The following is an 11,955-nucleotide window of genomic DNA, read 5'->3' on the forward strand; positions in this document are numbered from 1 at the left end:
TTTATGCAGATATTTATAGTAGCTTTAGTTATCAGTCTTGTAGTATCCTTGGGAATCTATCCTTTAGTAATTCCCTTTCTACATAAAATTAAATTCGGACAAAGCATTCGTCAGGATGGCCCTAAAAGTCATTTGAAAAAAACAGGTACACCGACCATGGGCGGCTTTGTTTTTGTGTTAGTACCGATCATCGTATTGGCTATTTTGATGCCACAGGCTTTGTTAGATACTAAAATACAGATTGTGATCATTTCTTATGTTGGTTATTCCTTGATTGGTTTTATTGATGATTTCTTGATTGTCGTGAAAAAAAATAATGATGGTTTATCACCATCAGCAAAATTTTTACTGCAATTGATTTTAGCTGTGATCATTTTCTTCATGTATCGAAATGTTTCTTCAATGGGTATCTTGATTCCATTTACACATGTTGAAATTGATTTGGGATGGTTCTATTTTGTACTGATCTTAATTATGTTTACTGCAGAAAGCAATGCTGTGAACTTAACAGATGGTCTGGATGGGTTGAGCAGCGGTTGTGTATTGATTGCTTTAGCGCCGTTTATCTTATTTTCAATCTTGCAGGGAGAATATGGGTTAGGTGTTTTCCTGATGGCGGTTTTTGGAAGCTTATTGGCTTACTTAAAGAACAATTTCTTTCCGGCTAAAATATTTATGGGCGATACGGGCAGTTTGGCTCTAGGCGGCTTATTAGCAGCTGTAGCAATGGTTTTAAAACAAGAAATTTTGTTAGTTGTTATTGGTGGTATGTTCGTGCTGGAAGTATTGAGTGTCATCATTCAGGTAACTTCTTTCAAACTGACAGGAAAAAGAGTGTTTAGAATGGCTCCTTTACATCATCACTTTGAATTAGGCGGTATGAATGAAAAACAGGTTGTTTTGATGTTTTGGTGTATTGAAGCGGTCTTTGCGATCGTGGGTTATCTGATGGGGGTCCTATAAAATGAAAAAAGTACTGGTGATTGGTGCAGCTAAGAGCGGTATTGCGGCAGCAAAGCTTTTAAAACGTCATGGCTATGAAGTCATATTGACGGATCAAAAAGAAATCAAAGAGAAAAATGAATTGGAAGAAGATGGAATGATTGTCTATGATAACGGGCATCCGGCATCTTTGAAGAATACAGGCTATGAATTTGTCGTAAAAAATCCGGGTATTCGCTATAATGTAGATATTATCGATTATTTTGTCAGGAATCATGTAAAGATCTATACAGAAATTGAAATTGCTTATCGCTATGCAAAGAAATTTCATTATGGCGCAGTAACGGGAACAAATGGTAAAACAACGATTACAAGCATGCTTGAGGCATGTTTAAAGATGAATCATCGTGCCTTAGCAGCAGGCAACATCGGTACACCGTTAAGTGAGATCGTATTTGAACATGAAGATGAGGAAAAGGACATTGCACTTGAATTGAGTAATTTTCAGCTTTTAGGTATTGAAACATTTCGCCCTGAAGTAAGTGTTGTCTGTAACTTAGCTCCTGATCATTTGGATTATATGCCGACTTTGGAATCTTATTATGAATCAAAAATGCGTATTGCGATGAATCAAAAGGAGGATGACTGGTTTTTACGCAATGTAGATGATGAGACAGTGATGCATTATGCAAAGAATATTCAATGTGAGATCATTGATTTTTCATTAAAGCGTCAGGATGTAGATCTTTATGTGTGCAATGGTGAAGCTTTGTTAAGAGGGAAGCATCTATTTTATGTAAAAGATCTGAAGGTCGTTGGTGAACATAATGTCAGCAATGCGATGATTGCGGCAGCCATGGCGATTAAGATGGGTGTTTCTTATGAAAATGTCGAAAAGGCATTAAAAGAATTTAAGGGTATTGAGCATCGTATTGAATATATTGGTGAAAAAGAAGGTATTTCTTTCTATAATGATTCAAAGGCGACCAATACGCAAGCGGCATGTATTGCCTTAGCTTCTTTTGAAAAGAACATTCTGTTACTTGCCGGAGGTAAGGATAAAGGGATTAGCTTTGATGAACTGCATGATTATGATGAACGTGTCAAGCATGCTTTTACCTTTGGACAGACCAAAGAAAAAATTGCGGCTGAATTTACACATTCTACTACTTGTGAAACAATGCAGGAGGCCCTTGAAAAAGCTTTTGATATAGCACAAAAGGGGGATGTGATCTTGCTTTCTCCTGCTTGCAGCAGTTATGATCAATTTGATAATTATGAACAGCGTGGAGATTTATTCCGTGAAGCTTGTCTAAGGATCATTCATGCGTAGGGTCATTCGCCTGATCGTGGGATCGATCGTGATGGGTGGCGGTATCGCAATAGCGATGAAAGGCGGATTTGGTGTAGATCCCATGGCTCTTTTCTGGGAAGGAATTCATATTCAAACGGGTATGAGCTATGGTACGGCAAATCTTTTGGTAAGTGGAGTTATTATATTAATGCTTTTTTTCATTGATCGTTCACAATTAGGGATCGGAACCGTCGTTAATTCTGTATTGGTTTCTTTATCAATGGATCTGATAAGTCTTTTGCCGTTAGAAAGTGAGCTTTTTCTTATCCGTTTGTTTTTATTGCTGATAGGTTTAGTATTGTTGGCCGGTGGGATCGTTTACTATGGAAGTGCTAATTTTGGAAGAGGTGCTTTTGATGGTTTGATCTTTGGAATCGTGAATAAAACAAAATATACAATACGAATGATACGCTCATCTTTTGATCTGATACTCGTTATCTTAGGGATGCTCTTAGGAGCGAAATTGAGTCTGGGTCCTATTGTCAGTGTGTTAACGATAGGTTATATGATGCAGTTTTTTCATACGCATTTAAGACAAATTGATGAAAAATAGGATTGAGTGTTGAGAAAGAAGCCTTTTTCTTGTATAATAAAAAAGGTTAGAATAAGTCAGGAGAACAATTATGTATAAAAGAGTCTTATTGAAGCTGAGCGGGGAGGCCCTATCTTCCAAAGATCATGCGTTCGATCCGCAAGTGTTGCGCAAATTGGCGCAGGAAATCAAAGAAGTGCATGATACGGGGGTGGAATTGGCCATCGTTGTTGGAGGCGGTAACTTCATCCGTGGTAAAGTGTGTGAGGAAATGGGACTGGAAAGAACACAGGCTGATAATATGGGGATGCTGGCAACAGTGATCAATGCCTTGGCAGTACAAAATGCCCTTGAACAGATTGGTGTTCCAACAAGAGTTCAGACAGCTATTTCCATGAATAAGGTGGCTGAGCCTTATATTTTAAGAAAGTGTTTGCGTCATCTTGAGAAAGGCAGAGTCGTTATTTTTGGAGCAGGAACGGGAAATCCTTATTTCTCAACGGATACGACAGCTGCCCTGAGAGCTAGTGAAATCAAAGCGGATGTCATCTTGATGGCCAAAAATGGTGTGGATGGTGTTTATAGTGCCGATCCAAAAATTGTGAGCGATGCGGTCAAATATGAGAAGCTGACTTACTTAGAGCTGATCAACAAGAATCTGCATGTGATGGATGTGACAGCTACAAGCATGTGCATGGATAATAATGTCGATTTGATCGTATTCAATATGAATAAAGAAGGAAATATTTTAAAAGCAGTGAAAGGAGAAGTTGATGGAACGACCATCAGCAAGTAAGATTATGCAACAAACATTAGATCAAGCTAGAGAAAAAATGAATAAGGCAATTGAAACATTGCAGAGCCATTTGGCGCAGATTCGCACAGGACGTGCTAATCCAAATATTTTAGAAAGAGTAGAAGTAGAATATTATGGAAGTCCTACTCCTTTGAATCAGATGGCTTCTATTAGCGTTGTAGAGGGACGTCAATTGGTAGTAAAGCCTTATGATAAGACGATCCTTAGAGATGTTGAAAAGGCGATCAATGCCGCTAATATTGGTCTTACACCAATGAATGACGGTGATGTGATTCGTTTAAATGTTCCTCAGTTGACAGAGGAAACACGTAAGGAACTCAGCAAGGATGCCAGCAAGGTGGGCGAAGATGCTAAAGTTGCCATTCGTAATATTCGCCGTGAAGCGAATGACAGCATTAAGAAGAATAAAGAACTGACAGAAGATGATGTAAAACGTGCGAATGAAAAAGTGCAGAAATTGACAGATGAATTCACAAAGAAAGTGGATGAAATCGTTGCTGTGAAATCAAAAGAAATCATGTCTATCTAACAAATACCCACAACATGTGGGTTTTGCTTTAAGGAGGGAAGTCATGTCATTTGAATATCCAAAGCATATTGCTATTATCATGGATGGCAATGGCCGCTGGGCCAAAGCTCAAAATAAACCACGTACAGCTGGACATCTTGCAGGAAGTGAAAATGTACGGCGTATTGCATTACATGCTAATAGAAATCATGTGAAAAGCTTAACGCTGTATGCTTTTTCAACTGAAAACTGGGCTCGCCCAGAAGAAGAAAAAAATTATCTTTTTAAATTACCGGCCATATTTTTTAAAAAATATATTGCGGAATTGAAAAGAGAAAATATACGAGTTACCTATATTGGTGAAATTGAACGTTTTCCACAGAATACAGCTCGGATTATTAAAGATGCTGTAGCGCAGACTGCTGAGAATACAGGCTTAAATCTTTGTTTAGCTGTGAATTATGGCGGTCGAAGGGAAATTGTCACGGCTGCTCAAAAAGCCGCTGAAAAGCTACAGAAAAAGGAAATAGAAGAGATTACTGAAGAAGAATTTGCTTCATGTCTGATGAGTGAGACAAGTGATGTTGATCTTTTGATTCGGACTAGTGGTGAAATAAGAGTCAGCAATTTTCTTTTGTGGCAGATAGCATATGCAGAAATGATATTTGTATCATGTGCATGGCCTGATTTTGATGAAAATCAGTTTGATGAGTGTATTTGTGAATTTCATCATCGTAATCGACGTTTTGGAGGTTTGAAATGAAAACTCGTATATTGACCATGATCGCTATATTGGCAGTAGTCATACCATGTCTTGTCTTTGGTGGTATTTTTATGGAAGGTCTGATATTATTTATCGTGGCTGTAGGTACTTATGAATTTTCAAAACTGGCAGATGATCCGTTTCCATTATCTTTTGTCATCATGCTGATTTTATTAGAATGGATAGGTTTATATATTCCATCTGATATCGTATTTGCTTATGTAGGGATCATTTATCTTTTGCTTTTGGCATTGCCAGTCTGGCATGTACGATTTACACCAAAAGACTCATTTATTTGTATGAGCTTTATTGCTTTTTTTATTCTTGTAGGTAATGCTGTGCAAGAAATCTATGCTTTGGGTCCACGTTATATGACACTAATTATTGTTGCTACGTATAGCTGTGATTCGTTTGCTTATTTATGTGGACGTTTTTTTGGAAAGCATAAATTGAATGAACGCATCTCACCAAAGAAAACAATTGAAGGAAGTATTGGCGGATGGGTCTTTGGTTTTTTGTTTTCATTACTGTTTTGGAAATTATTTATGAATAAACGGGAATTTTTCCTTGTTTTGCTTTCGGGAATCTGCTGTCCGATTTTTGGGCAAATCGGCGATCTGGCTTTTTCCGCAATCAAAAGATGTTATAAGATCAAAGATTTTGGAAATCTTTTGCCAGGACATGGCGGTATATTAGACAGGGTAGATTCCTTATTGTTTAATTTAGTTTGTTTTTACTTTTTAATGATGGTGGTGCTATGAAAAGGATTATTTTATTAGGTGCAAGCGGTTCGATCGGAACCCAGACGTTAGATGTGATCGAGCATCATCCGGATCAGTATGAATTAATTGCTTTCAGCGTAGGAAAAAGAATCAATGAAGTACATCGGATTTTGGCAAAATGGCCTGTGAAATACGTCTGTGTTGGGAGCTATGAAGATCAGAAATTGCTTGAAAAGGAATATCCGCAGGTACATTTCATGAGTGGTGATGAAGGCCTTTTAGAACTTGTCAGCTTAGATGAAGGTGACTGGGTCGTAAATGCGCTTGTAGGTTTTGTTGGACTAAAGCCAACCTTATGTGCGATTGAACATCATAAGAATATCGCCTTGGCGAATAAGGAAACACTAGTTGTCGGTGGTAAGTTTGTTTCTTCAGCAATCAAGAAATATCAGGTACGATTAACACCAATCGATAGTGAACATTCAGCTATTTTTCAATGTCTTCAAGGTGTACGGCGCAGTGATGTCGCAAAGCTGATCATTACAGCTAGTGGTGGAAGCTTCCGTGATAAAAACCGTGATGAATTAGAAAATGTGACTGTGAAAGAGGCTCTTTCGCATCCAAACTGGCAAATGGGAGCTAAGATCACGATAGATAGCGCAACATTGATGAATAAAGGCTTTGAAGTTATTGAAGCTCATTATTTATTTGATATGGATTATGATCAAATAGATGTTTTGGTTCATCGTGAAAGTATCATACATTCATTGATCCAGACAAGAGATACAGCTCTTTTGGCACAGATGGGAACGGCTGATATGCGCCTGCCAATTCAATATGCGCTTAGCTGTCCAGATCGAGATGAACTGATCAATGGAGAAGTCTGTGATTTGAGTGCTATTGGATGTCTTCACTTTGAAAAACCTGATTTTGAACGTTTCCCGTTATTGAAAGTTGCATATGAGTGTGGAAGAAAGGAAGGAAATGCCTGTGCGATTTTAAATGCATCAAATGAAGTGGCGGTTCAGGCATTTTTGGAAGAAAAGATTGCTTTTTTAGATATTGAAAAGCTGATCATGAAAGCATTAAAGCATATCGAATATAAAAAAGATGCTTCATTAGAAGAGATTTTTGAAGCAGACACAGCAACAAGAAATTATGTAAATGATATACTGAAAGGCGGATTTTAATGGATATACTTATTTCTCTAATCATTTTTTTCGTTGTATTGTCAATCATCATCATTATTCATGAGTTGGGACATTTGATTGTGGCAAAGAAATTTGGCGTTTATTGTTCTGAATTTTCTATTGGCATGGGACCGGCGATTTATCAGTATAAAAAATCAGAAACGACGATATCAATTCGTGCTATTCCGCTAGGCGGTTATGTCCAGATGGCTGGTGAAGAAGGCAGTGATATCGAAGGAATTCCTTTTGAAAGAACGATCAATGGTATCAAAACATGGAAACAGATCGTGGTCATGGCTGCTGGGGCAACGTTAAATATTTTATTAGCTTTTGCGATTTTTATTGGTGTCGTCATGGCCAGAGGCTATGTGAGCGCTCCTTCTGATCCAATTGTTGGTTCAATCGTGGAAAATTCACCGGCAGCCACAGTAGGTATGATGGAAGGGGACCGGATCGTCAAGATGGTACTTCCTGATGGCGAAGAAATCATTCCTGAAACGTTTGATGATTTGGTAGAAGGTATGAGCAATTATACAGGTGGAAGTGTGATCTATACAATTGAACGTGGTTCAAAGACGTTAAATTTTGTAGTAGAACCACAATATGATGAAACTTTGCAACGCTATCTAGTGGGCTTTAATTCACAGCCTAAGGTTAGAACTATCGCATGGTATGAATCTTTCTATTATGGAGCTGAAATGCTATTTGAAATGATGGGACAAATCATTCAGGCATTTGGTAATTTAATTCGTGGTGTAGGCCTGCAGGATGTGAGCGGACCTATCGGAATCTATCAGGCAACGAGTCAGGTTGCTTCGGAAGGTTTAAATGCTTTGATCTTATGGGTAGGACTTCTTTCATTAAATGTGGGTATCTTTAATTTATTTCCAATTCCAATATTAGATGGCGGAAGAATCATCATCGTTGCCATTGAAAAGATCATTGGCCGACGTTTATCAGAAAAGATACAGACTGCAATTATGCTTGTGGGGCTGGTACTGATCGTCTTATTGATGGTGTTTGCGACAGCCAATGATATCGGACGATTATTTTAAGGACATTTATTGTCCTTTTTTTATGGTATAATATGACAAAGAGGTGATGGTATGTTGATAGCTAGTCGGGCACAGATGAAAAAAATCGATGAAATATTGCTTGAAAAATATACTATCGAAGAATTGGTGGATAAGGCTGCAGAATGTGTATTGGAAGAAATTTTGGACAAAGATCATATCTGTGTAGTCTGTGGAAGAGGGAATAATGGAGCGGATGGTTATGCTTTGGCTTTGAAACTTTTAAAAATGAAAAAACATGTTTCTGTTATTTCTTGTAAACAAGATCATTTAAGTCAGGCATGTAACTATTATTATCAGTTATGTCTTGAAAAAGGATTATTGGTGGAAGAAAAGGATGAAGCTTTCAAAAAGTGTGATTTGCTTATTGATGCCATGTTTGGCTTTGGCTGTCATTCAAATCCGTTAGGTATTGAGGGTGAAATGATTCAGAAGATGAATGATTCTTCTATTCCGATTGTTTCGATTGATGTACCTAGTGGAATGGATTGTGATAGTGGAAAATGTTTTGAAAATTGTATCCATGCTACTAAAACAATTACTTTTTTTGCTTATAAATTAGGTTTTTTTCATCCTGATGCGATGAAACATACAGGTGAAGTAGTGATAAAAAGACTTAAAGTTGAAGACTTTTCAAATCAGATTTGTCTTTGTGAAAGTCTTGATCAGATTTCTTTTCAAAAGAAAAGCTATGATGGACATAAATATACTTATGGAAGAAGCTTTTTGATCTGTGGCAGTGAGCAATATCAAGGAGCAGCTTTGCTGAGCACAAAAGCTTCTGTTTATACGGGATGTGGTCTTACTTGTCTTTGTTCTGATCCTCGTGTTTTGCAAGCAGCTTCACTCGCTGTTCCTGAAGCGATCCATGCTTCTTTTGAACAAGTTGCCAAGATGAGTGGGTATCAAGCGGCTTTGATTGGCTGTGGTTTGGATGGTGGCGAAGAATTGTTGAGATATGTATTGCATCATACGCAGATGCCGCTTGTCATTGATGCATGTGCTTTAAATGTTCTTGCTTCACATTTAGATTGGCTGGATGGACAGCGATCAATTATCATAACACCGCATTTAGGGGAGTTTAAACGGCTTTGTCCCGAACTGGATGATCCTACGATGAGTGCCATTGAATTTGCGAAAAAGTATCACATCATCGTTGTGTTAAAAGGACCACATACATTAATTACAGATGGTCATCAAAGCTATCGCTGTATGAGTGGAAATGGGGCAATGGCTACAGGAGGAAGCGGTGATGTGTTGTCAGGTATCATCGTGAGCCTTCTGGCACAGGGGTATGATCCTCTTCAAAGTGCCTGTAAGGGTGTCTATCTTCACGGAGCGATCGGGGATCAGCTGGCTCAAAAGATGCATACTGTCTTGCCATCAAAAATTATTGAAGAAATACCCTTTATGATGAAGAAATTTGAGAATGTGTAAAATTATGTTTTTTGATATATTTATATAGAATTGTGCTATAATAAAAACGTTTTGAATCGAGGTAGGGAATTATGAGTAAAAGAAAATCGAAGAAACCGGAAAAAAATACGATTGATATTATATTTTCCGCTGTTTTCTTACTTATAAGCATTATCTTTCTGGTATTGCTTTATATGCTGGATAAGCTTCCGTTGATGTACTATGCAGTGGTTGCAGTTATTGTATTTATCATAGCACTGATGTTGATCAGTTTACAGATGTCTAAGAAAATTCATAAGACAAATAAGACACTGGGAAAAATTATCATGGCTATTCTTAGTGCTGTAATGATCTTTGGAAGTGTCTACATATATAGAACAAATTCCGCTATAAAAAATATTGTTTCGGATAACACAAATAAGATTGAAGTAAGCGTCATAGTCTTAAAAGATAGTCCTATTGAATCAATAGAAGATCTTTCACAGACAATTGGTAATATCAATGTTGGTGATTATAGCTATATTGAAAAGGCGTTAGATGAAATAAGAGAAGTTAATTCAGCGTTTTCTATACAAGATTATGTAGCTTTTGACCGTTTCGCAGATGCCTTATATAATGGAGATGTAGAAGCTATTATATTAAATGAAGCTTTTAGAAGCCAGTTTGATGAAAATCATCCGGAATTTTCAAATGAAACAAGGGTGATCCAAAGCTATGTCTATGAAGAAGAACAAAAAGATATTTCAGTAAATGTTGATGTAACATCAGAACCGTTTACGGTTTATTTGACTGGAATTGATCAAAGCGGCAGTATTTCTACAGTAGGCCGAAGTGATGTCAATAAGGTCATGACCGTTAATCCAGCCACCCATCAAATCTTTATCGTCGATATTCCAAGAGATTATTATATTCCACAAGTATGTCAGGCAAATCAGTTAGATAAGCTGACTCATACGGGTATTTTCGGAGTAGATTGTACGGTAGAATCCGTATCGAATTATATGGGAATAGATATCAACTATTATGTGCGCATCAATTTCTCTTCTTTAGAAAAAATCGTAGATGCGCTTGGCGGTATTGATGTTAACAGTGAATATGCTTTTAGTGCTGGCGGATATACTTTTACTCAAGGTGTCAATCACCTTAATGGGGCACAAGCCTTAGCTTTCTCTAGAGAACGCTATTCTTTTGGCGGTGGCGATAATGTACGTATTGCGAACCAGACAAGAGTATTAACTGGAATCATTAATAAAGTAACTTCACCGGCTATTATTACGAACTATCTTTCTTTTCTGGATGCCATCAGCGGTACTTTCCAGACAAATATGAGTGAAAGTGAAATCAATTCACTGATCAAAATGCAGCTGAATGATATGCAAGGGTGGACAATTACTTCGGATGCCTTGACTGGAACCGGTGGAACGGACTGGACACCTGCAAATGGTTTTAATGCTTATGTCATGTATCCGGATGAAACTTCTTTGGAAAGAGTTTTAGGAGAAATCAGGGCTATTAAAGAAGGAAGCAGTGAATAATGAAAGAAAGACTCTCGATGAGAGTCTTTTCTCTTGAAAAAACAATGGGATTTGATAGAATATAGATTATGGAAAATTTAACTGAATTTTTACGTAATTTAGCTGCTGTACTGATAGTTGCTTTTTTAATGATCTTTGCGGCATCACTGATTCCTGTTCAAAAAGCACAGGGGAGCAATACTTTTTTATATGCCCTTAGTGCAGATCTATCCCATATTCATAGCCAGTATGCCTTATTAGAAGAAATGGAAAGCGGCAAGATACTGGCTTCTAAAAATATGCAGGATGCGATATATCCGGCTTCTATGACAAAGATGATGACAGCCATCGTTGTTATTGAAAGTGTAGAGAATCTTTATGAAACACTTGTTATATTGGAAGATATCTATCCATATCTTTATGAACAAGAAGCTTCAATGGCTGGTTATCAGCCCAATGATGAGGTACCTATTCTGGATCTTCTCTATGGTGTTCTTTTACCTTCGGGAGCAGAATGCTCCCTAACTTTAGCGAACTATGTAGCTGGCAGTGAAGAAGCTTTCGCACAATTGATGAATGAAAAAGCAAGTGAGTTAAATATGAATCATACTCATTTTGTTAATTCGACAGGACTTCACAATGATCAGCAGGTGACGACCTTGGAGGATCTGTCCTATTTGATGCGCTATGCTTTAAAGAATGAAACATTCAAAGAAATCATTACTTCTAGCGAATATCTTTCACAGGCTACACAAAGCCATCCGGAAGGACTTTTGATGAAAAGTACGATATCTTATTCACTGATTGAAGAAAATGGTCAGGTAGATTTTTTAGGTGGTAAAACAGGATATACCGGAGAGGCTGGACAGTGCATGGCAAGCTTTGCGAAGGTGAATGGCAAAGAATATTTATTGATTACGGCAAAGGCAGATGGTGCTGCAGTATCAATGCCTTATCATATGATGGATGCCAGAGATATATATGAGCAAATTGGTATTTATAAGGCTTATGATGAAAATATGAGGATTCATCAGAAACCTGCTTCCTTATTACATAAATATAATAGGGATACGATTCCACTAAAGTAGACAAAGGGATAAATAAAATTCCACTTCATCAAGCAG

The 11,955-nt window shown here is 37.5% G+C and carries 12 protein-coding genes; all 12 read left to right on the plus strand.

The window, feature by feature from the left end:
• The first annotated feature begins 3 nt into the window (after window positions 1-3).
• Window positions 4-963 (plus strand): phospho-N-acetylmuramoyl-pentapeptide-transferase, encoded by a 960-nt coding sequence (gene mraY, locus BQ5367_RS10405; RefSeq protein ID WP_071442430.1) that lies wholly within the window; start codon window positions 4-6, stop codon window positions 961-963.
• Window position 964: 1 nt separating this feature from the next.
• Entirely contained in the window at window positions 965-2,275 is a 1,311-nt protein-coding gene (murD, locus tag BQ5367_RS10410) for a UDP-N-acetylmuramoyl-L-alanine--D-glutamate ligase (RefSeq protein WP_071442431.1), read from the plus strand.
• Complete coding sequence (locus BQ5367_RS10415; protein ID WP_071442432.1) at window positions 2,268-2,849, plus strand: YczE/YyaS/YitT family protein; 582 nt, start codon at window positions 2,268-2,270, stop codon at window positions 2,847-2,849. Before murD ends, BQ5367_RS10415 begins: the two co-directional genes overlap by 8 nt.
• A 70-nt stretch (window positions 2,850-2,919) precedes the next feature.
• Complete coding sequence (gene pyrH / locus BQ5367_RS10420; RefSeq protein ID WP_071442433.1) at window positions 2,920-3,624, plus strand: UMP kinase; 705 nt, start codon at window positions 2,920-2,922, stop codon at window positions 3,622-3,624.
• Window positions 3,602-4,174: a ribosome recycling factor gene (gene frr / locus BQ5367_RS10425; RefSeq protein ID WP_235858764.1), complete on the plus strand. Its 573-nt coding sequence runs from the start codon at window positions 3,602-3,604 to the stop codon at window positions 4,172-4,174. The genes pyrH and frr overlap by 23 nt, the downstream gene beginning before the upstream one ends.
• A 43-nt stretch (window positions 4,175-4,217) precedes the next feature.
• Window positions 4,218-4,916, plus strand: a complete 699-nt coding sequence (locus BQ5367_RS10430; protein ID WP_071442434.1) for an isoprenyl transferase — start codon at window positions 4,218-4,220, stop codon at window positions 4,914-4,916.
• On the plus strand, window positions 4,913-5,677 hold the full coding sequence (locus BQ5367_RS10435; protein WP_071442435.1) for a phosphatidate cytidylyltransferase: 765 nt from the start codon (window positions 4,913-4,915) through the stop codon (window positions 5,675-5,677). The genes BQ5367_RS10430 and BQ5367_RS10435 overlap by 4 nt, the downstream gene beginning before the upstream one ends.
• Window positions 5,674-6,828, plus strand: coding sequence for a 1-deoxy-D-xylulose-5-phosphate reductoisomerase (dxr, locus tag BQ5367_RS10440; RefSeq protein WP_071442436.1), 1,155 nt, complete (start codon window positions 5,674-5,676; stop codon window positions 6,826-6,828). The genes BQ5367_RS10435 and dxr overlap by 4 nt, the downstream gene beginning before the upstream one ends.
• A complete protein-coding gene (gene rseP / locus BQ5367_RS10445) occupies window positions 6,828-7,883 on the plus strand; it encodes an RIP metalloprotease RseP (protein ID WP_071442437.1) in 1,056 nt (351 codons plus the stop codon). Before dxr ends, rseP begins: the two co-directional genes overlap by 1 nt.
• Window positions 7,884-7,934: 51 nt before the next feature.
• A complete protein-coding gene (locus BQ5367_RS10450) occupies window positions 7,935-9,338 on the plus strand; it encodes a bifunctional ADP-dependent NAD(P)H-hydrate dehydratase/NAD(P)H-hydrate epimerase (protein ID WP_071442438.1) in 1,404 nt (467 codons plus the stop codon).
• A gap of 71 nt (window positions 9,339-9,409) precedes the next feature.
• Window positions 9,410-10,852, plus strand: a complete 1,443-nt coding sequence (locus BQ5367_RS10455) for an LCP family protein (protein ID WP_071442439.1) — start codon at window positions 9,410-9,412, stop codon at window positions 10,850-10,852.
• A 68-nt stretch (window positions 10,853-10,920) separates the two neighbouring features.
• Window positions 10,921-11,919, plus strand: coding sequence for a D-alanyl-D-alanine carboxypeptidase family protein (locus tag BQ5367_RS10460; RefSeq protein ID WP_071442440.1), 999 nt, complete (start codon window positions 10,921-10,923; stop codon window positions 11,917-11,919).
• Window positions 11,920-11,955: the final 36 nt, after the last annotated feature.

The sequence above is a fragment of the Traorella massiliensis genome, from assembly GCF_900104665.1.
Taxonomy (GTDB): Bacteria; Bacillota_I; Bacilli_A; order Erysipelotrichales; family Erysipelotrichaceae; genus Traorella; species Traorella massiliensis.

Bases quoted from the DNA above. Each gene is read 5' to 3' on its own strand.
- mraY (WP_071442430.1), top strand. From the start codon at position 4: ATGCAGATATTTATAGTAGCTTTAGTTATCAGTCTTGTAGTATCCTTG.
- pyrH (WP_071442433.1), top strand. From the start codon at position 2,920: ATGTATAAAAGAGTCTTATTGAAGCTGAGCGGGGAGGCCCTATCTTCC.
- BQ5367_RS10430 (WP_071442434.1), top strand. From the start codon at position 4,218: ATGTCATTTGAATATCCAAAGCATATTGCTATTATCATGGATGGCAAT.
- BQ5367_RS10460 (WP_071442440.1), top strand. From the start codon at position 10,921: ATGGAAAATTTAACTGAATTTTTACGTAATTTAGCTGCTGTACTGATA.
- frr (WP_235858764.1), top strand. From the start codon at position 3,602: ATGGAACGACCATCAGCAAGTAAGATTATGCAACAAACATTAGATCAA.
- rseP (WP_071442437.1), top strand. From the start codon at position 6,828: ATGGATATACTTATTTCTCTAATCATTTTTTTCGTTGTATTGTCAATC.
- dxr (WP_071442436.1), top strand. From the start codon at position 5,674: ATGAAAAGGATTATTTTATTAGGTGCAAGCGGTTCGATCGGAACCCAG.
- BQ5367_RS10415 (WP_071442432.1), top strand. From the start codon at position 2,268: ATGCGTAGGGTCATTCGCCTGATCGTGGGATCGATCGTGATGGGTGGC.
- BQ5367_RS10450 (WP_071442438.1), top strand. From the start codon at position 7,935: ATGTTGATAGCTAGTCGGGCACAGATGAAAAAAATCGATGAAATATTG.
- BQ5367_RS10435 (WP_071442435.1), top strand. From the start codon at position 4,913: ATGAAAACTCGTATATTGACCATGATCGCTATATTGGCAGTAGTCATA.
- murD (WP_071442431.1), top strand. From the start codon at position 965: ATGAAAAAAGTACTGGTGATTGGTGCAGCTAAGAGCGGTATTGCGGCA.
- BQ5367_RS10455 (WP_071442439.1), top strand. From the start codon at position 9,410: ATGAGTAAAAGAAAATCGAAGAAACCGGAAAAAAATACGATTGATATT.